The sequence below is a fragment of the Streptomyces guryensis genome (genome assembly GCF_021261325.1).
GTDB lineage: Bacteria > Actinomycetota > Actinomycetes > Streptomycetales > Streptomycetaceae > Streptomyces > Streptomyces guryensis.
On the sequence record NZ_JAJSBI010000040.1, the window covers coordinates 29,175 to 51,682 of the forward strand.

At 70.8% G+C, this 22,508-nt stretch carries 24 protein-coding genes; 9 read left to right on the plus strand and 15 right to left on the minus strand.

Annotated features, from left to right (window positions below; genetic code table 11):
* Positions 1–29: 29 nt before the first annotated feature.
* Positions 30–497 (plus strand): pyridoxamine 5'-phosphate oxidase family protein, encoded by a 468-nt coding sequence (locus LJ657_RS44230; protein WP_232655378.1) that lies wholly within the window; start codon positions 30–32, stop codon positions 495–497.
* On the opposite strand, the gene LJ657_RS44235 is transcribed toward LJ657_RS44230, so the two are convergent.
* A complete protein-coding gene (locus tag LJ657_RS44235) occupies positions 494–1,396 on the minus strand; it encodes a LysR family transcriptional regulator (RefSeq protein WP_232655379.1) in 903 nt (300 codons plus the stop codon). The two genes, LJ657_RS44230 and LJ657_RS44235, sit on opposite strands and share 4 nt — an antisense overlap.
* Positions 1,397–1,470: 74 nt before the next feature.
* Here LJ657_RS44235 and LJ657_RS44240 point away from each other — a divergent pair, with 74 nt between their 5' ends.
* Positions 1,471–2,433 carry a DMT family transporter gene (locus tag LJ657_RS44240; RefSeq protein ID WP_232655380.1) on the plus strand — a complete coding sequence of 321 codons (963 nt, stop codon included), beginning with the start codon at positions 1,471–1,473 and terminating at the stop codon, positions 2,431–2,433.
* Between the two features lie 73 nt (positions 2,434–2,506).
* Here the strand turns inward: LJ657_RS44240 and LJ657_RS44245 are convergent, their stop codons facing one another.
* Positions 2,507–3,838: an aminotransferase class I/II-fold pyridoxal phosphate-dependent enzyme gene (locus LJ657_RS44245; RefSeq protein ID WP_232655381.1), complete on the minus strand. Its 1,332-nt coding sequence runs from the start codon at positions 3,836–3,838 to the stop codon at positions 2,507–2,509.
* A gap of 76 nt (positions 3,839–3,914) precedes the next feature.
* Between LJ657_RS44245 and LJ657_RS44250 the strand changes: the two genes are divergently transcribed.
* Positions 3,915–4,601 carry a pyridoxamine 5'-phosphate oxidase family protein gene (locus tag LJ657_RS44250; protein ID WP_232655382.1) on the plus strand — a complete coding sequence of 229 codons (687 nt, stop codon included), beginning with the start codon at positions 3,915–3,917 and terminating at the stop codon, positions 4,599–4,601.
* On the plus strand, positions 4,601–5,248 hold the full coding sequence (locus tag LJ657_RS44255) for an FMN-binding negative transcriptional regulator (protein WP_232655383.1): 648 nt from the start codon (positions 4,601–4,603) through the stop codon (positions 5,246–5,248). The genes LJ657_RS44250 and LJ657_RS44255 overlap by 1 nt, the downstream gene beginning before the upstream one ends.
* 41 nt (positions 5,249–5,289) lie before the next feature.
* Here LJ657_RS44255 and LJ657_RS44260 read toward each other — a convergent pair whose 3' ends face one another.
* From LJ657_RS44260 to LJ657_RS44270, 3 genes are all read right to left on the minus strand, one after another.
* A complete protein-coding gene (locus LJ657_RS44260; protein ID WP_232655384.1) occupies positions 5,290–6,237 on the minus strand; it encodes a DMT family transporter in 948 nt (315 codons plus the stop codon).
* A 168-nt stretch (positions 6,238–6,405) separates the two neighbouring features.
* Positions 6,406–7,410, minus strand: a complete 1,005-nt coding sequence (locus LJ657_RS44265; RefSeq protein ID WP_232655385.1) for an EamA family transporter — start codon at positions 7,408–7,410, stop codon at positions 6,406–6,408.
* Between the two features lie 46 nt (positions 7,411–7,456).
* The gene (locus tag LJ657_RS44270; RefSeq protein ID WP_232655386.1) at positions 7,457–8,002 is read right to left on the minus strand and encodes a Clp protease N-terminal domain-containing protein; all 546 of its coding nucleotides are present in this window, start codon (positions 8,000–8,002) and stop codon (positions 7,457–7,459) included.
* Between the two features lie 198 nt (positions 8,003–8,200).
* Here LJ657_RS44270 and LJ657_RS44275 point away from each other — a divergent pair, with 198 nt between their 5' ends.
* Positions 8,201–8,389: a hypothetical protein gene (locus tag LJ657_RS44275; RefSeq protein WP_232655421.1), complete on the plus strand. Its 189-nt coding sequence runs from the start codon at positions 8,201–8,203 to the stop codon at positions 8,387–8,389.
* A 98-nt stretch (positions 8,390–8,487) separates the two neighbouring features.
* Positions 8,488–8,916, plus strand: coding sequence for a type II toxin-antitoxin system Rv0910 family toxin (locus tag LJ657_RS44280; RefSeq protein WP_232655387.1), 429 nt, complete (start codon positions 8,488–8,490; stop codon positions 8,914–8,916).
* A gap of 62 nt (positions 8,917–8,978) precedes the next feature.
* On the opposite strand, the gene LJ657_RS44285 is transcribed toward LJ657_RS44280, so the two are convergent.
* From LJ657_RS44285 to LJ657_RS44295, 3 genes are all read right to left on the minus strand, one after another.
* The gene (locus tag LJ657_RS44285; protein ID WP_232655388.1) at positions 8,979–9,617 is read right to left on the minus strand and encodes a PadR family transcriptional regulator; all 639 of its coding nucleotides are present in this window, start codon (positions 9,615–9,617) and stop codon (positions 8,979–8,981) included.
* 145 nt (positions 9,618–9,762) lie between these two features.
* Positions 9,763–11,403 carry a thiamine pyrophosphate-binding protein gene (locus tag LJ657_RS44290; RefSeq protein WP_232655389.1) on the minus strand — a complete coding sequence of 547 codons (1,641 nt, stop codon included), beginning with the start codon at positions 11,401–11,403 and terminating at the stop codon, positions 9,763–9,765.
* Positions 11,400–12,185 carry a cyclase family protein gene (locus LJ657_RS44295; protein WP_232655390.1) on the minus strand — a complete coding sequence of 262 codons (786 nt, stop codon included), beginning with the start codon at positions 12,183–12,185 and terminating at the stop codon, positions 11,400–11,402. The genes LJ657_RS44290 and LJ657_RS44295 overlap by 4 nt, the downstream gene beginning before the upstream one ends.
* Before the next feature lie 144 nt (positions 12,186–12,329).
* On the opposite strand from LJ657_RS44295, the gene LJ657_RS44300 reads away from it, so the two are divergent.
* Entirely contained in the window at positions 12,330–13,139 is an 810-nt protein-coding gene (locus tag LJ657_RS44300; protein ID WP_232655391.1) for a PhzF family phenazine biosynthesis protein, read from the plus strand.
* A gap of 19 nt (positions 13,140–13,158) precedes the next feature.
* On the opposite strand, the gene LJ657_RS44305 is transcribed toward LJ657_RS44300, so the two are convergent.
* The 3 genes from LJ657_RS44305 to LJ657_RS44315 all read right to left on the minus strand — a co-directional run bounded on the left by LJ657_RS44305 (position 13,159) and on the right by LJ657_RS44315 (position 16,155).
* On the minus strand, positions 13,159–13,959 hold the full coding sequence (locus LJ657_RS44305; protein WP_232655392.1) for a CPBP family intramembrane glutamic endopeptidase: 801 nt from the start codon (positions 13,957–13,959) through the stop codon (positions 13,159–13,161).
* A 302-nt stretch (positions 13,960–14,261) separates the two neighbouring features.
* Positions 14,262–14,402: a hypothetical protein gene (locus tag LJ657_RS44310; RefSeq protein WP_232655422.1), complete on the minus strand. Its 141-nt coding sequence runs from the start codon at positions 14,400–14,402 to the stop codon at positions 14,262–14,264.
* Between the two features lie 235 nt (positions 14,403–14,637).
* Positions 14,638–16,155: a glutamate-cysteine ligase family protein gene (locus tag LJ657_RS44315; protein ID WP_232655393.1), complete on the minus strand. Its 1,518-nt coding sequence runs from the start codon at positions 16,153–16,155 to the stop codon at positions 14,638–14,640.
* Between the two features lie 554 nt (positions 16,156–16,709).
* Between LJ657_RS44315 and LJ657_RS44320 the strand changes: the two genes are divergently transcribed.
* Positions 16,710–17,294 carry a hypothetical protein gene (locus LJ657_RS44320; RefSeq protein WP_232655394.1) on the plus strand — a complete coding sequence of 195 codons (585 nt, stop codon included), beginning with the start codon at positions 16,710–16,712 and terminating at the stop codon, positions 17,292–17,294.
* 387 nt (positions 17,295–17,681) lie between these two features.
* On the plus strand, positions 17,682–17,888 hold the full coding sequence (locus LJ657_RS44325; RefSeq protein WP_308117144.1) for a DUF5999 family protein: 207 nt from the start codon (positions 17,682–17,684) through the stop codon (positions 17,886–17,888).
* Positions 17,889–18,157: 269 nt separating this feature from the next.
* On the opposite strand, the gene LJ657_RS44330 is transcribed toward LJ657_RS44325, so the two are convergent.
* From LJ657_RS44330 to LJ657_RS44345, 4 genes are read right to left on the minus strand one after another with little or no spacing between them, the layout of a single operon-like run.
* Entirely contained in the window at positions 18,158–19,210 is a 1,053-nt protein-coding gene (locus tag LJ657_RS44330; protein WP_232655396.1) for an endo-1,4-beta-xylanase, read from the minus strand.
* 53 nt (positions 19,211–19,263) lie between these two features.
* Entirely contained in the window at positions 19,264–20,028 is a 765-nt protein-coding gene (locus LJ657_RS44335) for a carbohydrate ABC transporter permease (RefSeq protein WP_232655418.1), read from the minus strand.
* 53 nt (positions 20,029–20,081) lie between these two features.
* Complete coding sequence (locus LJ657_RS44340; RefSeq protein ID WP_232655397.1) at positions 20,082–21,089, minus strand: carbohydrate ABC transporter permease; 1,008 nt, start codon at positions 21,087–21,089, stop codon at positions 20,082–20,084.
* A gap of 6 nt (positions 21,090–21,095) precedes the next feature.
* Positions 21,096–22,391, minus strand: a complete 1,296-nt coding sequence (locus LJ657_RS44345) for an extracellular solute-binding protein (RefSeq protein WP_232655398.1) — start codon at positions 22,389–22,391, stop codon at positions 21,096–21,098.
* Between the last annotated feature and the right edge of the window lie 117 nt (positions 22,392–22,508).

The following is a 22,508-nucleotide window of genomic DNA, read 5'->3' on the forward strand; positions in this document are numbered from 1 at the left end:
TGACACGACGTGAGAGAAGAGGGGGCCGCATGACCGTCACTCAGCGTCGGGGCCGGAAGATCATGATGACGCCCGGTGAGCTGGACGAGTTCCTCGCCACCCAGCGCACCTGCCGGGTCGCCACCGTCTCGGCGGGCGGTGCTCCGCACGTGAGCACCCTGTGGTTCGCCTGGGACGGCACCTCGATGTGGCTGTACTCCGTCGTGCGCAGCAAGCGCTGGACCGACCTGCGGCGCGATCCACGGGTCGCGATCGTGGTCGACACGGGCGAGGAGTACGACGAACTGCGCGGCGTCGAGCTGTCCGGATCCGTGGAGTTCGTGGGCGAGTTCCCCCGCACCGGGGAGCTGTGCGCCGAACTCGACGTCCCGGAGACCCTGTTCGCCCGCAAGAACTTCAACCTGGAGGAGATGCCGCACGACGGCCGGCACGCCTGGGTACGGCTGACCCCGGAGAAGATCGTGTCCTGGGACTTCCGCAAGCTGGGCCCCGCCTAGCCCAACTCGCCCCCCGCGTCCTGAAGCGCCTCCACCGCCGCCCGGATCGACGGGCGGCGGTCGGCGTCCGCACGCCAGACGGCGTAGATCTGGCGCCGAACCGACTGGCGCACGGGCACGGCCCGCACCCCCTCCGGGAGTGGTCCGCGCCCCAGCCTCGGTGCCACGCACACCCCCAACCCCGCGCTCACCAGGGCGAGTTGAGTGGGGTGTTCCTCGGCTCGGTGGGAGACACGCGGCTCGATACCCTTGGAGCGCAGGGTGTGGATCAGCCACTCGTGGCAGAACTCGTTCTCGCCCCAGGTGATCCAGTCGTCGTCGGCGAAGTCCTCCAGGTCCACCTCGGCGCGCTCCGCGTAACGGTGATCCACGGGCATCGCGATGTCCGCGGTGTCGTCGAGGATGACGGCCTTGACCAGCCCGTCGGGCATGGGCAGCGGCCTGTTGTACCAGTCCAGGACGACGGCGAGGTCGAAGTCGCCGCGCATCACGGCGAGCACGGCGGCCTCGGGCTCCGTCTCCCGAGAGGTGACACGCAGGCCGGGATGCGCCTTGCGCAGCCGGGACAGCGCGGCCGGGAACAGGCCGCGCGCGGCGGTGGGGAACGCCGCCAGCCGCAGCTCCCCCACCACCTCCCCGCGGTGCGCCTCCAGGTCGGACTGGGCGAGCTCGACCTGCGACAGGATGCGGGCCGCGTGCTCGGCGAGCAGCCGGCCCGCGTCCGTGAGCCGCACGCCCCGCCCGTTCTTGGCCAGGAGCTGCTGGCCGACCTCCCGCTCCAGCTTGGCCAGCTGCTGCGAGACGGCCGACGTGGTGACGTGCAGCCCCTCGGCGGCGCCGCTGACGGAGCCGTGCCGGGCGAGCGCGTCGAGGGTGCGCAGACGCTCCAGATTCAACATGTAAGCAATACTACGAAGTATCGGGCGGAAATTCTCGATTGTTCTACGAGGTTGCGTGCTTCATCGTTACGCCCATGACCACCGGCACCGCACCACGTCACCGCCCCGCCGTCGACTGGCGTCTCCGCTTCGGCGCCCTCTCTCTGATCTGGGGATTCAGCTTCCTGCTCATCAAGGTGGGCACCGAGGGGTACGCGGCCTTCCAGGTCACGCTCGGACGGCTGGTGTTCGGTACGGCGGTGCTCGCGGCGGCCATGGCGGCGAAGCGGGAGCGCCTGCCGCGCGGGGCGCGCACGTGGGTGCATCTGGCGGTCGCCGCGTTCCTGCTCAACGCGCTGCCGTTCTCGCTCTTCGCGTACTCGGAGCTGACGATCCCGTCCACCCTGGCCGGCATCTGCAACGCCACCTCACCCCTGTGGGGCATGGCGCTCTCCCTGGTCGCCCTCTCCGAGGACCGGCCGACCCGCCTGCGCGTGGCGGGCCTCGGCCTCGGCTTCCTGGGCGTGCTGACGGTCCTCGGCGCCTGGCAGGGTTTCCACGGCCTGGACGCCACCGGCACGGTGATGGCTCTGCTGGCCTCGCTCAGCTACCCCATCGGCTGGATTCACGTCCGCCGTACGCTGGCCGGGACCGGCCACTCCCATCTGTCCATGACCGGAGCGCAGTTGCTGCTGGCGGCGGTTCAACTCGGCATTGTGACACCGCTGTTCACCTCGCTTCCGGCGCGGTTTCCGGTGGTGCCTCTGCTTGCCGTCGCCGCGTTGGGGGTGCTGGGTACGGGGCTTGCCATTCTCATCCAGTACGGCATGGTCGCCGAGGTCGGGCCGACCACCGCGCAGATGGTCACGTACTTCATTCCGGTGATCGCCACGGGCGCGGGTGTGGTTGTCCTCGGGGAGTCGCTGCGGTGGTCCACACCCGTGGGCGCGGTGATCGTTTTGGCGGGGGCCGCGCTTACGCAAGTGCGGGTTCGCGGTGGCTCAAGTGCGCCTGATGGGGATGGGGTTGAGGAGCGTGCGCGGGTGCGGGTCGGTTAGTGGCTGGTCGCGCCCACGCGGCGGAGCCGCACATTGATACAGCCCCGCACCCCTGGGAGGGTTGCGCATCCGCCTAGACGTAGCTTCGGGTCGGTGAGGGGCCCAAAGCCCTCGTGATCGCGTCCGCCAGGAGACTGACCTCCTCCGGTGCCAGGGTCGCGACCGTGATGCGGATGCCCGGTGGGGCGCTCATGCGGAAGCGGGCGCCCGGGGCCACTGCCCAGCCGGCGTGGAGGAGGGCGGCCACGGCGGTGGTTTCGTCGGGGACGGGGACCCAGACGTTCAGGCCGGTGCGGCCGTGGGACTCTACGCCACGTTGCGCGAGCGCGTCGATCAGGAGGTCGCGGCGGGCGCGGTAGGCCGCCGCGACCTCGCGTGTGTCCAGCGCGTCGTCGGCCCACAGGCGTACCACCGCCCGCTGGACGAGGCGGCTGACCCAGCCGGGGCCGAGGCGGTGCCGGCCGCTCACCCGGTCGACCGTGGTGATGTCCCCGGTGAGGACGGCGAGGCGCAGGTCGGGGCCGTACGCCTTGGCGACCGAGCGCACGAAGGCCCAGTGCCCGGTGATTCCGGCCAGGGGATGCAGCGGGAGGTCGACGATGCCGTGGCCGTGGTCGTCCTCGATCAGGAGGATCGCCGGGTGTTCACGGAGTACGGCGCGCAGGGCACGCGCGCGCGTGGCGGTCACCGCGGCGCCGGTCGGGTTCTGGGCGCGGTCCGTGACGATCAGGGCACGGGCGCCGGCCGCCAGGGCCCGCTGCACGTCGTCGGGGAGCGGGCCCTCGTCGTCCACACCCACCGGAGCCGTGCGCAGGCCGAGTGCCGGGACGAGGTCGAGCAGGCTGCCCCAGCCCGGATCCTCCACGGCGACGGTGTCCCCCGGCTTGAGGTGCGCCGCGAGCACCCGCTCGATGGCGTCCAGTGAGCCGGACGCCACCGTCAGCGGGCCGTCCGGCACCCCGTCGGTGTCCAGGTCCGCGCGCGCGATCCGCGCCAGCTCCGGCTCCACGAGGTCGTCCCCGTAGAGCACGGGCTCCCGGTCGCCCTGCTCGGCCGCCGCCGCGAACGCCTTCGCCAGCGAGGGCAGCAGCGCCGGGTCGGGATTGCCGTCGGCCACGTCCCGCACCCCCGCCGGCACGTCCATCCGGGCGTAGTCGCGACCCGTGGTGGCCGGCTTGGACCGGACCCGGCTGCCTCGACGCCCGGACGTCTCGATGACTCCGCGCTCCCGCAGGATCCGGTACGCGGACGCGACCGTATTGGGATTCACGCCCAGCTCGGCCGCCAACTCCCGCATGGGCGGCAGCAGTTGACCGGGCCCCAGCCCGCCGGACCCCACCGCACGCTCGACGCTCGCCGCAATCTCTGCTGCGCGCCGCCCCTCGATCCGATATCCTTCTAGCACAAAGCACATTATGCACTAGTGCAATAGCTCGACGCAACACCGACACCGGACCACACGCACAGCAACGGAGATCGCAATGCAGGGGACCGAGCAGCAGCCGACGTCGCAGCCCGCCGCCTATACGCCGACCGACCGCACCGTCCCCACCCGTTCCGCGGACCGGGCGTCGTACGACAAGGAGCTGGTGCACGCGATACTCGACGAGGGTTATGTCTGCCATCTGGGCTTCGTCCGGGACGGGGCGCCGGTCGTGCTGCCCACGCTGTACGGGCGGGTCGGCGACCGCCTGTATGTGCACGGTTCGACGGGCTCGCGCCCGCTGCGGATGACCGGCAAGGCCGACCCGGGGCTGGCCGTGTGCCTGACCGTCACGCACGTCGACGCGCTGATCCTGGCCCGTTCCGCCTTCCACCACTCGATCAACTACCGGTCCGTGGTGGTGCACGGCATCGCCCACGACGTGACGGACCCGGAGGAGAAGCGGGCGGCCCTGGACGCGCTGGTCGACCACGTCGTACCGGGCCGCGCGGCCGACTCCCGGCCCGCCGACAAGAAGGAGCTCGCGGCCACCGCCGTGATCCGCCTCGACCTGAACGAGGTCTCGGCCAAGCTCCGCACGGGCGGCGTGAACGACGAGCCCGAGGACCTTTCCCTGCCGTACTGGGCCGGTGTCGTCCCGCTGCGGAAGGGCTACGAAGCACCCGTGCCGGACGCCGACCTGGCACCGGGCACCGCCCTTCCGGACTACCTGGCGGTGCCGTGATGCTGATCCGCCCCTGGGACGCGCCCCGCGACGACGCCGAGTGGCAGCGGTGGCTCGGCAGGCACGACTTCGGTCAGCTCGCCGTCAACGGCCTGCCGGGCGATCCGCCCCACGTCCAGCCGCTCCACTTCGCCTACGACCCCGAGCGCGCCGAGGCCGTCACGCACCTCGCCCGGCCCAACCCCCTGTGGTCCGCGCTGGAGGCCGACCCGGACGTGCTGCTGAGCGTGGTCGACGACTACGTCTATGTCCCCGGGCCCTGGCAGGCCCCGCCGGACGGCCCGGCCGAGCACGGCGTTCCGACGAGTTTCTACGCGGCGGTCCAACTCCGCTGCACGGCCCATGTCGTGGACGATCCGGACGAGAAGGCCGACCTGCTCAACCGTCAGGTCGGCCACTTCCAGCCCGAGGGCGGTTCCGCGTCGGCGGCGGTGGGCGAGGAGCCTTACGGCAGGCTGCTCTCGGGCATCCGCGGTCTGCGGCTCGAAGTGGTCGACGTACGGGCGAAGTTCAAGTACGCGAGTCACAAGCCCGAGGAGATCCAGGACCGGACGGCGGCCGAACTCGCGGCGCGGGGCGGTTCCCGGGACGCGGCGGCCCGGGAACACCAGCTGCGACGGCGAGGGATGTGGTCGGGGGCTCGCTGATGCGCCTGCCCGATGACCCGGGAGCCGGTCGCCCCCCGGCCTCACGCCGGCACCGGATCCTCCGCCGCCGTGCCGCGTGCCTCCGCCAGGGCCAGGCCCGCCACCGAGCCCAGCATCAGCAGCGTGCCCACCAGGGTTGCCGGAGTGAGCCGTTCGCCGAGCAGGGCGACCGCCAGGACCGCCGCGCCGACCGGTTCGAGGAGCATGATCACGGACACGGTGGCCGACCGGACGGCGGCCGCTCCCGCGAAGTACAGACCGTAGGCGAGGGCCGTGGGGACGGCGGCGATGTAGGCCAGCAGCCACAGGGTCCGGGCGGGATGGGCCGTGTGCGGGACGATCCCCTCGGCCAGGGCGAACGGCAGCAGGCAGAGGCTGGTGACCGCGAACGCCCCCACCGACGTACTCGACGCGTCGACCTCACCGCCCCGCCCCCACCAGCGCGTGAGCAGGGTCAGCACGCTGTACCCGGCCGCGGACAGCAGAGCGAACAGCACACCCGACGGGCGTACGGTCGCTCCACCGCCGCCGAGGACGAGCACCCCCAGTCCCGCCAGGGCCCCGGCGACGGCGGTCAGGCCGCCGCGGCCGAGCCGCTCCCCCATCGTCAGCCGGGCGCCCAGTGCGATGAGCACGGGACCGGTGCCCAGCGTCACGACGGTGGCGACGGCGAGCCCGGTGGCGGACACGGCCGCGAAGTAGGCCGTCTGGAACACGGCGAGCCCGACCCCGGTGACACCCACCCGCAGCGCCCTGCGGCGGAGCGGCTCGCGCACGGCGGTCCGCCCGCGCGGACGCAGCAGGCGGGCGGAGAGCAGCAGGACCAGGCCGGCCGCGCAGCGCCAGAAGGAGAGGGTGGCGTAGCCCATGTCACTGGCCCGGTAGACCAGGGACGCGGCCGCGCCCGCAGTGCCCCAGGCGGCACCGGCGACGATCAGATAGAACAGGCCTCGCCCGACGGGCAGGCCGAAAGCAGCATTCGACGACACGAATGTCTCCGCAGAAGTTTCGGAAGGGACCCGGGATCAACCGGGCCGTGGACTTCTTCTGCGGGCAGCACCGTTGCGCCCGACACCGGGTCGGGCGTGGTTCCGGAGGGCCCGCCTCAGGCGGCCGGAGGCGGAAGGACGAGTGCGTTCGAATGCATGATCAGCACCCTAGGCGGCGCTTTCGCGGGACGACAACTCCCTTTCCGGGCCGCCGCTCGCCACCGGCTGAGGCGATCCCTTGGCGGGTGCCGAGGACTGGGCGATGAACGCGCCCACCAGGACGACCCCACCGCCGACGATCTGCGGCGCCGACAGGTGCTCGCCCAGCAGCACCCAGGCCAGGACCGTCGCGACGACCGCTTCGAGGCAGGCGACGACGCCCGCGACCTGCGGGGAGAGCCGGCGCACCGACAGGACGCCGGTGACGTACGAGAGGACGGTGGAGATCAGGACGATCCAGGCCAGCAGGAGGAAGGCGGCGACGGGGGTGCCGTCCATCCGCGCGGTGCCGGTCAGCACGGACCAGTCCATGGTCCAGGGGCGGGCCGCGGCGGTCAGGACGACGGAACCGATCAGCAGGCCGTACGCGATGACGCCGAGCGGGTCGGGTGCGTCGTCGCCGGCCTCGCTGCCCTGGTCGGACAGGACGAAGTAGCCGACCTGGCAGCAGGCGGCGCCGAGTGCGAGCAGCAGGCCGATCGCGTCGAAGCTCAGCCCCGACCAGACCTCCACCACACAGGCGAGCCCGCCGGCCGCGAGGACCACACCCAGCGCGGCGGCACGGGTCACCGGCCGCCGCTGCACGAACCGCACCCAGCCCAGGACCAGGGCGGGTGCCAGATACTCGACGAGCAGCGCGACCCCGACGGGTATGCGGGAGATCGCGGCGAAGTAGCAGGCCTGCACACCGGCCACGGCCAGCAGTCCGAACCCGGCGAGCAGCGCCGGGCGGCGGCGCAGCAGAGCGCGGTGGCGTACGGCGACCGGCAGCATCACCAGGGCGGCGCCCACGACGCGCAGCCACACCACGTGGAGCGGGTCGAGTCCCGCCTCGATCAGGGGTTTCGCCGCGACCCCGGATCCTCCGAAGGCGACCGCGGACACGAGGGCGAGGCCCAGTCCGGCGCTCCTGCCGCGGCTTCCCCCGCTGCTCTCAGACGTATGCACGGGCACATGATGACAGGCGAAGACATGAGCGTCACCCCCGATGACACCTGTCTCAGCGGCTGGACCACCTCGACCGGGCCGGCCGGTTCTCGATGCGGGTCAGCACGGCGTCCGTGTCGATACCGGCCCGGCCGAGGACCTCGACGGCCCTTGCCTGTGGGTCGACGACGATCGCCGCGAGGAGATCGATGCCGCGGGCCGGTTCGGCGCCGCGGGCGGCGGCGCGCTCGCAGGCGTGACCCATCGCCCCCGCTGCCATCGGCGAGAACCCCTCGGCCTCCGCCACCACGGGTACGGCGCCGGAGTCCTCGACGGCGCCCTGCCAGCGCAGGCCGTATCCGATGCTGCGCTGCACCAGGTAGCCGAGCAGCCGGGCGATCTCGGGCCCGTCGTCGAAGACGGCCCGCACCTCGGGGTCCTGCTCCAGGAGCGAGTGCAGCAGATGGGCCGTGTCGATCTGCCGGTCACCGTCGCGCACCGCCCGGCGGCGGGCACCGGAGACCACCGCCGCCAGTTCGGCACTGAGCCTGGCATCGTTGTCCACGCGGGGGCCGACGGCCTGCTCGCCGACCGACTGCCGGGGGATACGGGGTTGCACATCCCCTACCCCATCAACCTCCTCGCCTCCGGTCATCCCCGAGGGGGAGCATCTTGGCGTCCCACGGAGAGTGGAGCCGACGGGCCGGAATCTCCTCCTTACGGATGAGATCTGGCCGTTCTGCCCGCACGGGCGCGCGCCGCCTTGTCACGCGCCCCTCGTGCAACCACAGCGCCCCGTAGCACGTCCAGAAGGTGAGTGGAGAGCAGGTACTGGCTGGTGTCCCTGCCGGCCGTGGACGGCAAGCAGTACGTGTACCGGGTGTACGCCCCGGAGGACGCGCTGCCCGCCGACCTGTTCTGGGACGCCTGGCACTGCCACGACGAGAGCGCCTTCCCGCGGGCGTGCGACCTCTTCGACGCCGCGTCGATCCGCCGGGTCGGCTGAACCGCCTCCACAATTCCTGATGGTTCATCAGTATTGAATGTTGCGACCTCTGCCGTTACTTTCCGCGACACCACAGCCCGACACGAAGAGGTGGTCGCATGCCCGAAATCAACGCGGAGGCACGGATCGAGGCGCCGGCCGAGAAGGTGTGGGCACAGCTCATGGACTGGCCCGCGTACGGCCAGTGGAACGCCACCCACACCAGCTTTCCGAAGGGCGGCCCGGCGGCGCTCGAAGTGGGCGGGACCTTCCAGGAGAACATGAAGCTGATGGGATTCCCGGCCGAGGTCGAGTGGACCATCTCGGAGCTGGAACCGGCCCGGGTCTTCGCCATCAGCGGCAAGGGCCCGATGGCCGTGAACGTGGCCACGCGCTACACCCTGACACCTGAGGGCGACGCCACGAAGGTCCGCATCGACGGCGAGTTCACGGGCGCCGCGGTCACCCTGATGGCTGGCAGGCTGAAGGACTCGGGGACCGCCGCGCTGAACGAGTCGCTGCGCAAGCTCGCCGGGCTGGTGTCCTGACCGGACACGGTAAGGCGCCCCGCGGACCACTCCGCGGGGCGCCTTGGTCGCCGCAGGAACCGTCAGTCCTCGTCGGCGAGGATCAGATACAGCTTCTTGCGGGCTTCGTTGATGACCGTCAGCGCCTTCTCGCGCTGCTCCTTGCTGCCGGTCTTCCAGACCTGGCCGAAAGCCTCCATCAGACCGAAGCCGGCCTGCCGGATCTCACCGAGCGCCTCGAAGTCGATGCCGCGGGAGGCTTCCTCCCAGGGCGCGTCCGGGCCCTCGTCGGCCGCAGTGCGGCCGGACTCGGTGAGCGAGAAGAGCTTCTTGCCGCCCTCGCTCGCGCTGGCGATCAGGCCCTCGTCCTCCAGCAGCTGGAGGGTGGGGTACACCGAACCCGGGCTGGGCTTCCACGCCCCGCCACTGCGCTCGGCGATCTCCTGGATCATCTCGTAACCGTGCATGGGCCGGTCCTTCAGCAGGGCCAGGATCGACGCTCGTACGTCGCCTCGCCGTGCCCTGCCCCTCGGTCCGCCGCGCCCTCGCGGGCCCCAGGGGCCAGGGCCGAACCCGGGTCCGCCGAAACCGAAGCCGGGCCCGGGACCGCCGCCGGGGCCGCCCGGCCCGAAGGGGCCGAAGGCGCCGCGCCGGCCCTCGAAACCACCCCGGCCGCGAGGGCCGGGTCCACCGTGTCCACGTTCGAATCCGTGAGAACGCATCGCAATCACTCCATTCCATCGTTGATCTGTCGCGATGCCTCAACGATATATCGGAATAGTACGCATGGCAAGGCTCGCCGGAAATTCGCGCATGAACGGGCCCGGCCCCAGATCAGGGCCGGGCCCGTGCGGGACCGTGCGGCGCTCAGTGGCCGCGGAACGCCTCCTCCAGCCACCAGGAACCGTGTTCGCGACTCACCTTGGCGTCGATGAGCAGGGGTGCGGAGCGCGGCCCGGCGACCCAGTCCTGCACGGCCTTGAGATCGGCCGGCGTGCGGACGGTGACCGCCTCGAAGCCGTAGCCGCGGGCCACCGCGGCGATGTCCGTCTCCGGGAAGGTGACCGTGTCGAGCGGGAAGCCCTCGGGGCCGAAGTGGTGCACCTCAGCCCCGTAGGCCTCGTCGTCGTAGACGACGACCACCATCGGCAGACCGAGCCGACGCACGGTGTCGAGTTCCACGGCGCTCATCAGCGCGCCGCCGTCGCCCAGGGCGGCAACCGGAAGCCGGCCGGGCTGGGCGAGGGCCGCGCCGATCGTGGTCGCGAGGCCCAGACCGATCGACTGGAACGCCTGGGTGAAGCAGAACCCGTTGTGGTCCGGCACCGAGAGATACGCGCTCGGGTAGCCCATGAAGTTGCCCGAGTCAACGCCCACGACCCGCTCGGCGGGGAGGATGTCGTCGAGCGCGATGCTCAGCGTGCGCGGGTCGATCCGCTGCCGGGTGCCCTCGTCCTCGTACGGAACGTCGCGCCACCGCGCCCGCGCGGCGAGGTCCGCGGCCACCTCGGGCGTCCGGTAGCCCGGGCGGCTCCCGCCGCCGGCCTCCAGTGCCCGTCGCGCCGTGCGTTCCACGTCGCCGGCGACGCCCAGGTCGATCCCCCGGTGCGCGCCGAGCGCCTCCGGGTCGTCGTCGACCTGGACGACAATCGCGTCCGGGCCGATCAGACTGCCGTGCCGCATGGTCCACATGTTCAGCGCACAGCCCCAGCCGATGATCAGGTCGGCGCCCTGGATGAGTTCGACCGCGAGGGGAGAGGCGAAGCCACCGGAGACGTCGAGCGAGTAGGGGCTCGCGCGGAACAGGCCGCGGGCCACGGCCGAGGTCGCCAGGAGAGCGCCGTACCGGTCGGCCAGCGCCAGGAGCGCGTCGCGGCCGGCGCTGGTGCGCGCGCCCCGGCCGGCGACGAAGACCGGACGCCGGGCGCCCTCCAGGGCCCGTACCAGCTCCGCCACCGCGGCCTCGGACGGTTCGACCGGTTCTCGTACGGGCATCGGGCGGGCGGCCGGCAGGGCCGCGTCAGGCACGTCGAGGGCCTGTACCTCCAGCGGCAGGTTCAGCAGTACCGTGCGCCGCTCGTGCCGGGCCCGCCGGAGGGCCGCGCGGGCCTGTTCGACGGCGTCGTGCGCGGTCGTCAGGCGCGCGGTGACGGCACCGACAGAATGCGCGAGCACGGCTTGGTCGATACGGAAGTTGGAGCGCTGTGCGGTCGCCTCGGCGGCCAGCACCAGCAGGGGCGTACGGCTCTTGGCGGCCTCGGTGATGCCGGTCAGGGCGTTGGTCAGGCCGGGCCCCTGGTGGACGCTGAGCGCGGCCGCCGTCCCACTCGTGCGGGCGTACGCGTCGGCCATGGTCGCCGCGCCGCCCTCGTGCCGTGCGGCGACGAACCGCGCGCCCGCCGCCACCATGGCGTTGGTCAGATGGAAGTTGCCCGAGCCGACCACGCCGAAGACATGGTCGATCCCCGACGCGACCAGCGCCCGCCCGACGGCCTCGGCGACCTTCACGACCGCTCCACCAGGGCGAGTACGCGTGCGGGGGAGCCGGAGCCCGAGACGATGGGCAGCGGTCCCGCGATGACGACGGCGCCGGTCGGAGGCAGGGAACCGAGGTTCTGCAGCTGGGTCAGCCCGTATTTGTCGGCGCCCAGGAAGTACGAGTGGCAGGGGAAGGCCGGGTCGAAGGCGTGCGCCCGTCCCGCGTCCGTGCCCACCGTCTCCGTGCCGAGGCCGATCACCGGGGTCTCCTCGGCGACCCAGCGGGCGCACTCCGCCGACAAACCGGGGGTGTGCGGGCCGTTCTCGTCGGCGTTCAGGAACGCCTCCTGCGACTGCGAGCGGGCGTCCCAGCCGGTGCGCAGCAGCAGCCAACCCCCTTCGGGCAGGGGCCCGTTCTCGGCCTCCCATGCCTTGATGTGGTCCACCTCGACCAGGAAGTCGGGGTCCTTGGCGGCGCGGTCGGAGAAGTCGAGTACGACCGCCGGGGCGATCAGCCGGCCGGCCGGCACCGAGGCGACGTCGGCGAGGTCCCTTCCGCTGACCCAGTGGACCGGGGCGTCGAAGTGGGTGCCGGTGTGCTCACCGCTGCGGAAGTTGTTCCAGTACCAGGCCGGTCCCCGGTCGTCGTACCGGCTGATCTCCTCCAGTTCGAAGACCTGGGTCTGGCCGAACTGGGGCGGCAGCTGGATCACCGGTGTGGCCGACGACAGCGGCGACGTCAGGTCGACGACTTCGATCGATCCGCCCTGCAGCCCGGCGAGCAGGGCGGCGAGCACGGACGGCTGGGACATGACGGCCTCCTGGGCAATGGCTGAACGGTCAACGACAGGGTGTCAGCCGAGGGCCGCTTCGCTGAGGCACACGGCCCGGAAATCGGTCCACCGACCCCGAATTGGACTTGGTGGAACGCTCCACTCCGCCCTAGCGTCGAAGCCATGCGAATCCGAATCGTCGACGCCTTCACCGACCGCCCCTTCGCCGGCAACCCCGCCGGCGTCCTGCTCCTCGACGACTTCCCCGACGACGACCGGCTCCAGAAGATCGCCCTGGAGGTCAACCACGCCGAGACCGCGTTCGCGCACCGGCTGCCCGAGGGCGGGGAGGCCGACTGGGCGCTGCGCTGGTTCACCCCCGCGACCGAGGTCGCCATGTGCGGGCACGCGACCCTGGCCACGGCCCATGTCCTGCACACGACCGGCGCCCACGAGGGCACCGTGCGGTTCGCCACCCGCAGCGGCGTCCTCGTCGGCACACCGGAGGAGGACGGCTCGATCACCCTGGACTTCCCGACGGCGCCGCTCACGCGGGTCGAGGTCCCGGACGGAGTCGCCGAAGCGCTGGGCGCCGAGCCGCGAACCGCCTTCGACACCGGCCCGAACGTGGGCGACCTGGTCCTCGAACTCGCCGACGAGAAGACGGTGCACGCACTCACCCCCGACCACAAGGCGCTCGCCGCCTACTCCGAGCGCGGCATCATCGCCACCGCCCGCGCCGAGGACGCCACCCGGGGATACGACTTCGTCTCCCGCTGCTTCTTCCCGAACGTCGGCATCGACGAGGACCCGGTCACCGGCAGCGCCCACACGGCCCTCGCCCCCTTCTGGTCCGAGCGGCTCGGCCGCACCGACCTCACCGGCCTGCAGGCGTCGCCCCGCTCCGGCCGTGTCCACACCCGGCTGCGCGGCGACCGTACGCTGCTGAGCGGGCGCGCGGTCACGGTCATCGAGGGCGAGCTGCTCGCCTAGCGGGCCCGGCTGCCGGGGCTCACGCCGTCGGCAGCCAGCCCACCTTCCCGGCCAGCAGCGCGTACCCCACGAACGCCCCGATGTCGAGCAGGGAATGCGCCACCACCAGCGGGCCCACCCGGCCCCAGCGCCGGTACAGGTACACGAACACCACGCCCATCACCATGTTGCCGACGAAGCCGCCGATGCCCTGGTAGAGGTGGTATGAGCCGCGCAGTACGGAACTGGCCACCAGGGCGGTGCCGGGCGTCCAGCCCAACTGTCCGAGCCGGCGCAGCAGATAGCCGACGACGATGACCTCTTCGAGGATCGCGTTCTGCATCGCCGAGAGGATCAGCACGGGGTACTTCCACCACACGCCGGGCAGCGCCTCCGGGACCACCGTGAGGTTGAACCCGAGCCCGCGTGCGGCCAGGTAGAAGGCGATTCCGGTGCTGCCGATCACCGCCGCGATCCCGGCGCCGCGGCCGAGGTCGGGCCACGGCCGGGTGCGGTCGAAGCCGATGGTGCGCAGCCCCTTGCCCTCACGCAGCAGGAAGTGCGCGACGAGCGCGACGGGGACCAGTGCCGTGGCGATGCCGAACAGCTGCCAGGCGAGATCCAGCCAGGGGCGGCCCGGAGCGGCCGAGGCGTTGAGGGTGGCCGCCTGCTCCTTGAGCCCCCCTGGCTTCGTGACCGATCCAACAAAGCTGATCAGGGCGGATACCCCACTCGCACCGAGCGAAAGCCCCAGAACGAGTAGCGTCTCGTCACGGAGAATCCGTCGCGAGGGCCGCTCCGGTGGAATGGAATCGGCCACCGGGCCCGCCTCTGCCTGCACACCTGCCTCCAGTTGAGTAGTCCATCGGGGGGACGGACGCCGTACGGGGCGTACCTCCCCTTTGCATGCCATACGGCCGCGGTCCGGCATGAGGTTCAGCAGGGAGGGGCACCACCGTCTTGGGACGTCACAGCTTGCCCGATCAGTATGGGGCGGGCGGCAGCGGCCCCCGCCCACGGGCGCGGCTCCGCACGGGCGCCGTCGCGACGGTGCCCGTCCTCACCGTCCGGGATGCGCCGCCTTTCGTCTGCGGCTTCGTCGTGGCTGGTCGCGCAGTTCCCCGCGCCCCCTTCGGAGGCTGGTCATCCCCTCCTGGACCCCGCCGCCACGACGGCCTTCAGCATCACCGACCGGATCTGTGACGGGTTGCTGACCGACTGGCCCGAGCCGCCCCTCGCCTCGGCGGTCTGTTCGGCCTCCTGGCGGTCGGAGTCGGGGCCCACGGCGATCCCTGTATACGGCGGGCGTGGTGTCGTAGAGCCCGGTCGCGTCGATCCAGCTGTACGTCTTCTTCGGCCCTCAGCGACTTCGCGGCCGTGGGCACCATGGCCACGCCGATCGGCGCCGAGGAGACCGCGCCCACCGGAGTCACGTCGACCGCGCCGTTGGCCGCCGTGATCCGCTCGATCCACACGTCCGAGTCCGCCCCCGCTGTGCCGCCTGCGAGGGAGCGGCCGCTCAGCCGAGCGGCACCGGCTCCGGCAGCCCCACCGGCCACGTATGCACCGGCTCCCCCAGATGCATCAGCTCGCTGTACCTCCTCGTCGTGGCCGCCAGCGCGGCATCCCGCGAGAGCCCCGTCTCCAGTGCCCGGTGGAACGTCGCCGCCTGCCAGGTCGCACCATTGGCCCGGCGCCGGCAGCGCTCGTCGATGACACCCAGGTACAAGTCCCGGTCGGCGGGTTCGACCCCCCATGCGTCCAGCCCCGCCTCGGCGAGCGGCAGCAGCTCGTCGCGTACGAGGCTCACCGCGTCGACCTGCATGGTGCCGCCGTACCGCCCCCGTCGCGGCCACTCCAGACGGGCGTCGATGCCGTGCTTGCAGGCGGCGTCGAAGTTGGCGGCGGCGGCCTCGAACGGCAGCCGGGTCCACACGGGCCGCGACTCCTCGGCGAGGGCGCGGACGAGGCCGTAGTAGAAGGCCGCGTTGGCGACGACGTCGGTGACGGTGGGCCCGGCGGGCAGCACCCGGTTCTCGACGCGCAGGTGCGGGACACCGTCGGCGATGCCGTAGACCGGGCGGTTCCAGCGGTACACCGTGCCGTTGTGCAGGACGAGTTCGGCGAGCTTGGGCACGCCGCCTTCGTCGAGGGCGTCGAGGGGGTCCTCGTCGTCGCAGATCGGCAGCAGGGCGGGGAAGAACCGCAGGTTCTCCTCGAAGAGGTCGTACGCCGAGGAGATCCAGCGCTCCCCGAACCAGGTGCGCGGGCGCACGCCTTGTGCCTGCAGTTCCGGCGGCCGGGTGTCGGTGGACTGCTGGAACAGCGGGGGCCGGGACTCGCGCCACAGCTCACGGCCGAACAGGAAGGGCGAGTTGGCGCCGACGGCGATCTGCGCAGCGGCGACGGCCTGCGCGGCGTTCCAGACGTCGGCGAAGCGGCCCGGAGTGACCTGGAGGTGCAGTTGCACGGACGTGCAGGCGGCTTCCGGGGCTATGGACTTCGAGGTGCAGGTGAGGCGCTCGACTCCGTCGATGTCCAGGACGAAGTCCTCGCCGCGGGCGGCCACGATCTGCTCGTTGAGCAGGGCGTAGCGGTCGACGTCGGAGAGGTTGGAGGAGACCAGGTCGTCCCGGTCGAGGGTCGGCAGAATGCCGATCATCACGATTCCCGCGTCGAGCTCGCCGGCTTTTCGATGGGCATATGCCAGCGAGGTCCGCAGTTCCTCCGCGAGCCGGTCGAATACCCGCCCACCCAATCGATGTGGGGCAATGTTGACTTCCAGATTGAACATGGCGAGTTCTGTTTGGAAATCACGGCTTGCGATCCGCTCCAGAACCTGGGCATTGAGCATTTTCGGCATGCCGTCATCACCGGCGAGATTCAGTTCGATCTCCAGCCCCATGAGGTTCTTCGGGCGATCGAACCGCTTCTCGTCCAGGAGCCGCTCCAGCCCCGTCAGACACCTGCGGAGCTTGTCGCGGTAGTGCTGCCGATCGGACAGGTCGAACCGCCCTGCCACGACCTTCTCCCCCATCGAAGCGTCCCTCCTCGAGTGGGCGGCCCGAAGATCGGGCCAGCCCGGCGTCGGGGTCACGTGGGATGATGCCCAGCCGCGGCGATCGATAACGTCCCCGCGCGGGGGTGTCGCCCGCTACTCTGTTGCACGTGACCGGTGGCACATTCACCAGGCATGGAGCACGGCGCAGTTTCGGGCCGTCGACGAACTCGTGAAAAACGCCGACGAGAATTGGCCGACCGCTCCCCGACTATGTTCCGAGGTCACCGGCATGAGGTGGTTCCGGAATCGGGATGATTCCCACGAATCGCCGACCGGATACGCCCTTGCCGAGTGCGCCGGAAACGTGTAGACGAAACACCGTCTGAACACATGTCGTATAAACTCCGCGAACAAGACAGAGGGGTGGCGCCCGCGGTCATGGAACCTGCCGTCGAGGTGACGTGCGGCAGGCCTCACCCACACGCCTCGTTCCCAGGACCCGGCCCCCGCCCCTCTGGCCCCGTGAGCAGACAGCGCCGTCCGCCCCCGCCCTCGCGCCACTGTGCCTGTCGAATGAGAGGCGACCCACCATGCCGCTGCATGTCCCCCCGGCTCCCGCGCCCGCCCTTCGCACCGTCCTCACCGCACTCGGTTCCCCCACTGCGGTCCGCGAGGCCCGAACTCCCTCGCTGCTGCGCTCCCAGGGCCCCACCACGCCAGAACTCCCGCTGCCCGTACACGTACTGGACGAACTCAGCCCCGCGGGCGCGGCCGCCACCCGGCTTGCCGGGTGGCGCTTCCTGATCCGCTGCGGCGAACGCTCGGTGGCCGCAGCCGACACCATGCTGACGCCCGACGGCTGGGCCTTCTCGCACTTCTTCGAAGGCCCCTACATCGCCTCCACCGAGCGCGCCCTGCGCCAGGCCGAGACGATGAGCCAGCCCTACCAGCCCCGTCTGCTCTCGGTACCCAGCCTGTACATGCTCACACTGTGGCTGCACGGCGACTGCACCGCGGACGGCGCCGCCGGCCATCCCGCCGCCACGGACCTGCTCGTCCCGCTGGCGCCGGCGCCGCCCGGCATCGCAGCCCACCGCCCGCACCGTGTCGCCGAGCTGCTCCCGGTGCTGACCCATCGGGTGACTCCGGTCCCGCTACTGGGCTCGCCCGCCTGAACACCGCCCCTCGCCACACCTTTCGTACCCCGCCCCGGAATTCCGGATCGCGGGGTACGACGCTTTTCCGCTCGGCAATTCGCTCGTACGAGCAACCAATTGCTCGTACGAGCCGAAAACGCCGCCTGACCTGTAAGGACTAGCCTCATCAGGCCACCGAGAACCACCCGAAGTGACAGTGCAGTTGGACTGAACCGTCCGTGCCGGGGATGCGTCCTCAACCTGTGAGAAGCGGTGCTGCGAAATCCCTGCGGATTGACGCCCGTGGGGCAACACTGGGACTGGACCGACTTATCACTACGGGGGGCGGCCATGAACGGAGCTTCAAGCCGCGGGACAGACAAGACAGCCATCTCACACATCACGACAGAGCGAAAGATCCCATCAATGTGCCAGCACCAGACACCGTGTCCGACAGCCCACTCCGCCGACCGGGAATCCGCCCGACTTGTGGCGCACCACCCGGAGCAGGGATGGAGCCTGCTGTGCAACGGCGTTCTGCTCTTCGAGGACACCGGTGAGCTCCTGCCCGACGGCCAGATCATCGCGCCGCACCGCCCGCTGGGCGCCGGCCAGGTGGTGACGGCCGCCTGAGCGGCACCGGGCGGAGCGCCACGCCGCCCGGAGACTTGAGGGGCCGGTCGCGAGAACACCCCGCGAACCGGCCCCGACGCGTGTCCGGAGGCGATCACTGCACGTAGTGCCGCGCGTGTACTGCGGTCATCGCGGACCGATGTCCATCGGCGCCGGCACCCGGTGGGGCGGCATCACCGCCACCGAGCACCTGCCGTCCCTGGGCCACCGGCGCCCAGCCCGGGGGCGGGACCCCGGCGGCGCTCCCCACTGCACCGCCGGGGCGTTCTCTACTTGCCGCCCAGCGCCGCCCGGATCGCGAAGTAGGCCGGCTTGGGCCGCAGTTGCTCGTCCCACGGGAGCGCGGCGCCCTCACCGGGGAAGACCGCCGGGATCCACGAGTACTTGTCGGTGTAGTCCCACACGGTGATGCCCACGCACCGCCGCACCGCGAGACATGCCTCGGTCAGGGACCGGTACCACTCGGCCTGCGTGGCCAGTTTGGCGTCGTCCGCGGGCAGGATCATCCGTACGTCGACCTCGGTGAGCGCGGTGTCGAGGCCGAGCGCGGAGAAGCGGCGGAGGTTGTCCTCCAGGGTGGTGGGATAGCCGTACTGGAGGGCCAGGTGGGCCTGCAGACCGATGCCGTTCAGCGGGACGTGCTGCGCCTTGAGGTCCTTCGCCAGCTGGTAGTAGGCGTCGCTCTTCGGGCCGACCGCCTCGATGTTGTAGTCGTTGAGGTACAGCCTGGCGTGCGGGTCGGCCTGGTGGGCCCAGCGCAGGGCGTCGGCGATGTAGCCGGGACCGAGCGTCTTGTACCAGATGGTCTCGCGGTAGCTGCCGTCCTCGTTGAACGCCTCGTTGACGACGTCCCAGGAGTAGACCTTGCCTCGGTAGTGCCGCACTTCGGTCTGGATGTGTTTCTTCAGTACGGCCCTGAGCTCGTCCGCGGTCCATTCGCGGCTGGTCAGCCAGCTGGGCAGCTGGCTGTGCCAGACCAGGGTGTGGGCACGGACCCGCTGGTGGTTCTTGCGGGCCAGGTCGACGATCTGGTCACCGTTCGTCCAGTCGAAGACGCCCTGTTGGGGCTCGGTGGCGTACCACTTCATGCCGTTGCCGGGCGTGATCATGTCGAACTCGCTGCCGAGCAGGGCCGTGTAGGCGGTGTCGGTGAGTTCGGGGTTGTCGGTGGCGCTGCCGAAGTAGCGGCCGTGGCGCTGGGCCAGTTCCGCGAGCGTCGGCTGCTTCTGGCTCGCCTGGGCCGCGGGGCCGGTGGCGATGCCGGCCGCGACCAGGGCGGCCGCGAGTGCTCCGGCGAGTCTGAGACGGGTGGTCTTGCGCATGGTGCGACTCCTCACGATGTGTGGTGCGGGGCCGTACGTCCGCCGCCGCGCGGTCATCCCTTTGTGGCGCCGGCGGTGAGGCCGCCGACGAGCTGGCGCTCGGCGACCGAGTACAGGGCGAGGGCGGGCACCATCGCCAGGACGAGGTAGGCGAAGACGCGCGCGTATTCGGCCGAGTACTGGCCCTGGAACTGCGCGACGCCGAGGGGCAGCGTCCACCACTTGGAGTCGGTGAACACCAGCAGCGGAAGCATGAAGTTGTTCCAGCTGGCGACGACGGCGAGGACCGAGACCGTGCCGAGCGCCGGCCGTGCCATCGGCAGCAGCACCCGCCAGAAGAACCCGAAGGCGCTGCACCCGTCGAGCGTGGCCGCCTCCTCCAGCTCTCCCGGGATCTGCCGGAAGAAGCCCCGCAGGATGATGATGGTCATCGGCAGCCCGAACGCGGCCTGCGGCAGGATCACGCCCAGCGGGTTGTCCAGCAGGCCGAGGTAGCGCAGGAGAAGGAACAGCGGCAGGGCGGCCACCGCGGGGGGGAACATCAGCCCCATCGTGAAGAAGGTGAACAGCACCTCCCGCCCACGGAAGGCGAACCGTGCGAAGGAGAACGCCGCGAGCGCGGACACCGCGACCACCAGCACGGTCGTCGCCAACGCGACCAGGGTGCTGTTGCCCAGCAGCCGCCAGAAGTCGCCGCCGCCGAGGATGTCGGTGTAGTTCCCGGTCAGCCAGTGCTCGGGCAGCCCGAACGGGTTGCGGGAGAGCTCGGACGTGGACTTGAAGCCGGACAGTACGGCGTACAGCAGAGGTACGACCATCACCGAGCCGACGGCGACGAGGACGACGTGCAGCGGCAGTTTGCGAAGGGGCTTCACTTGCCGTCTCCCCTCATGTTCGTGGTGGCCCCTTCGAGGTCGCGGCGGAGCACGAACCGCTGGTAGGCGAGGGCGAAGACGAGGCAGATGCCGAACATGACGACGCTGATAGCGCTGGCGTAGCCGACCTGGTAGCGCTTGAAGCCGTACTGGAACATGGTCACGGCCATCGTCTCGGAGTGGTGGTCGGGGCCGCCCTGGGTGATCACCCACACCAGGTCGAACAGCTGGATCGCCCCGATGACGGAGAGGAAGACGCTGATGCGCAGGGTGGGCGCGAGCAGCGGCAGGGTGACATTGCGGAAGCGCTGCCAGGGCCCGGCGCCGTCGATCAGCGCCGCCTCGGTCAACTCGGCCGGGATGGACTGGAGTCCGGCCAGGTAGAGCATCATGTGGAAGCCGAAGTACTTCCAGGTCATGACCAGGAAGAGCGTGGCCATGACGTAGGAGGGATCGGCGAACCACTCCCCGCCGAGGCCATCGAGGCCGACGGCGCCCAGGACGTGGTCGGCGAGCCCGTCGCCCGGGGCGAAGACCATGCTGAACAGCACGCCGGTGATGGCCTCGGACAGGACGTACGGCGCGAAGAACAGCATCCGGTACACGGCCCGGCCGCGCAGCCGCTGGTTGAGCGCCACGGCCAGGGCGAGCGCGAACGGCAGCTGCAGCGCGAGCGACAGCCCGACCAGGACCAGGCAGCGCCACAGGTCACCCAGGAAGACCGGGTCCTGGAAGAGCCGGGTGAAGTTGTCCGTGCCCGCGTAGTCGGAGGGCATACCGAAGCCGCCCCAGCGGAAGAAGGCGGCGTACAGCGCGAACAGCATCGGCAGCAGGACAAGACCGATGAACAGCACCAGCGCGGGCACCTGGAAGCCGACCGCGGTGAGCCAGTTGAGCAGGCGCCGCCGGGCCCGCCCCCGCGCGAAGTCCGCGTCTGGGGGCGGGAGTTCGACGCTCGGGCCGCTCCGCTTGTCCGGAAGGAACGTGGAGGACGTGGAGGTCATCGGCGGCTACTGCTCTTCCTTCGCGGTCTTCGTGATCGACTGCGCGACCTGCTCGGGGGACTTGGAGCCGGCGATGAGCGCGGCGACGCTGTCGTTGACCTCCTGTCCGACGGCGGGGGCGTACGCCTGGTCGAGGAAGAGCTGGAAGCCGGTGGCAGCCTTCAACTGTGCCTGTACGGCCTTGATGTTGGGGTCGGACAGGGCGCTCTCCGCGCCCGGGACGACCGGGATGGTGCCGGTCTTCCTGACCAGTTCGGTGTCGGTGGACTCGGAGGCGAAGAACTTCAGGAAGTCGACGGCCGCCTGCGGTGCGCCCTTGCGCAGGGCGTGTCCGCCGCCTCCGCCGAACACCTCGGTGATGGCGCCCCTTCCGCCCTCGACGGCGGGGAACGGGAAGAAGCCGAGGTTCTTGCCGAGTCCCTTGCCCTGGTCGGCCTGCACGCTCGGGGCCCACTGGCCCATCAGTTCCATGGCCGCCTTGCCGTTGCCGACGGTCGCGGCCTCTCCGGTGGGCGTCGAGTAGGCGGCGCCGAGGAACCCCTTCTGGAACGGCTGGAGTTGGACCAGATCCTTGAGGTGCTGCCCCGCCTGGACGAACCCGGGCGCGGTGAAGTCCTTGTCGTCGCTGGCCTTCTGCAGCGCGTCGATGCCCGCGGTGCGCATCGAGAGATAGGCCCAGTAGTACATGCCGGGCCACTTCTCCTTGCCCCCCAGGGCGAGCGGCGTGATGCCTTTGGCCTTCAGCTTCCGCACGGCGTCGAGGAAGCCGTTCCAGGTGGTCGGGGGCGTGCTGATGCCGGCCTGCTCGAAGAGCGCCTTGTTGTACCAGAAGCCGACCATGCCGATGTCGAACGGGATCGCGTACGTCTTGTCGTCGAGGATGTACGGCTTCTTGGCGACCGGCAGCAGGGCGTCGGCCCACGGCTTGGTCCTGTCGGTGAGGTCCTCGACGAGCCCTGCGTCGACCTGCTGCTTGAGGACACCGCCGCCCCAGGTGTGGAAGATGTCGGGGAGCTTCCCGGAGGCGGTCAGCGCCGTCATCTTCGACTTGTAGGCGTCGTTCTCCAGCTGAACGATCTTTATCTTCACCTTGGGGTTCTGGGCCTCGAACTTCTTGGCCAGACCCGCCCAGACGGTCTTTGCGGGCTCGGTGGTGGAGATGTTCCACCACTCGACGGTGGTCGTCCCGTCCGACGACCCTCCGTCCGAGTCCCCGCCACATCCGCTCAGTGCCGTCATGCCCAGACCGGCCGCGGCGGAGGCCGCCAGGAAGCCGCGGCGGGAGAGTGCCCGGTCGCCCATCATGCGCTCCTCGGGTAGGGACGGCGCGTCCACGACCGTCCACTGGTGCCGAAAGTTTCGGAGATGATCCAGAAAGATGCGTTGTTGCCGCACCCTAGAGACAGCTCCCAAACGGTG

What these genes read in the sequence shown, in the direction of transcription:
- LJ657_RS44230 (WP_232655378.1), top strand. Translation starts at nt 30, where the DNA reads ATGACCGTCACTCAGCGTCGGGGCCGGAAGATCATGATGACGCCCGGT.
- LJ657_RS44235 (WP_232655379.1), bottom strand. Translation starts at nt 1,396, where the DNA reads ATGTTGAATCTGGAGCGTCTGCGCACCCTCGACGCGCTCGCCCGGCAC.
- LJ657_RS44240 (WP_232655380.1), top strand. Translation starts at nt 1,471, where the DNA reads ATGACCACCGGCACCGCACCACGTCACCGCCCCGCCGTCGACTGGCGT.
- LJ657_RS44250 (WP_232655382.1), top strand. Translation starts at nt 3,915, where the DNA reads ATGCAGGGGACCGAGCAGCAGCCGACGTCGCAGCCCGCCGCCTATACG.
- LJ657_RS44255 (WP_232655383.1), top strand. Translation starts at nt 4,601, where the DNA reads ATGCTGATCCGCCCCTGGGACGCGCCCCGCGACGACGCCGAGTGGCAG.
- LJ657_RS44280 (WP_232655387.1), top strand. Translation starts at nt 8,488, where the DNA reads ATGCCCGAAATCAACGCGGAGGCACGGATCGAGGCGCCGGCCGAGAAG.
- LJ657_RS44285 (WP_232655388.1), bottom strand. Translation starts at nt 9,617, where the DNA reads ATGCGTTCTCACGGATTCGAACGTGGACACGGTGGACCCGGCCCTCGC.
- LJ657_RS44295 (WP_232655390.1), bottom strand. Translation starts at nt 12,185, where the DNA reads ATGTCCCAGCCGTCCGTGCTCGCCGCCCTGCTCGCCGGGCTGCAGGGC.
- LJ657_RS44300 (WP_232655391.1), top strand. Translation starts at nt 12,330, where the DNA reads ATGCGAATCCGAATCGTCGACGCCTTCACCGACCGCCCCTTCGCCGGC.
- LJ657_RS44315 (WP_232655393.1), bottom strand. Translation starts at nt 16,155, where the DNA reads ATGGGGGAGAAGGTCGTGGCAGGGCGGTTCGACCTGTCCGATCGGCAG.
- LJ657_RS44320 (WP_232655394.1), top strand. Translation starts at nt 16,710, where the DNA reads ATGCCGCTGCATGTCCCCCCGGCTCCCGCGCCCGCCCTTCGCACCGTC.
- LJ657_RS44325 (WP_308117144.1), top strand. Translation starts at nt 17,682, where the DNA reads ATGTGCCAGCACCAGACACCGTGTCCGACAGCCCACTCCGCCGACCGG.
- LJ657_RS44330 (WP_232655396.1), bottom strand. Translation starts at nt 19,210, where the DNA reads ATGCGCAAGACCACCCGTCTCAGACTCGCCGGAGCACTCGCGGCCGCC.
- LJ657_RS44335 (WP_232655418.1), bottom strand. Translation starts at nt 20,028, where the DNA reads ATGGTCGTACCTCTGCTGTACGCCGTACTGTCCGGCTTCAAGTCCACG.
- LJ657_RS44340 (WP_232655397.1), bottom strand. Translation starts at nt 21,089, where the DNA reads ATGACCTCCACGTCCTCCACGTTCCTTCCGGACAAGCGGAGCGGCCCG.
- LJ657_RS44345 (WP_232655398.1), bottom strand. Translation starts at nt 22,391, where the DNA reads ATGGGCGACCGGGCACTCTCCCGCCGCGGCTTCCTGGCGGCCTCCGCC.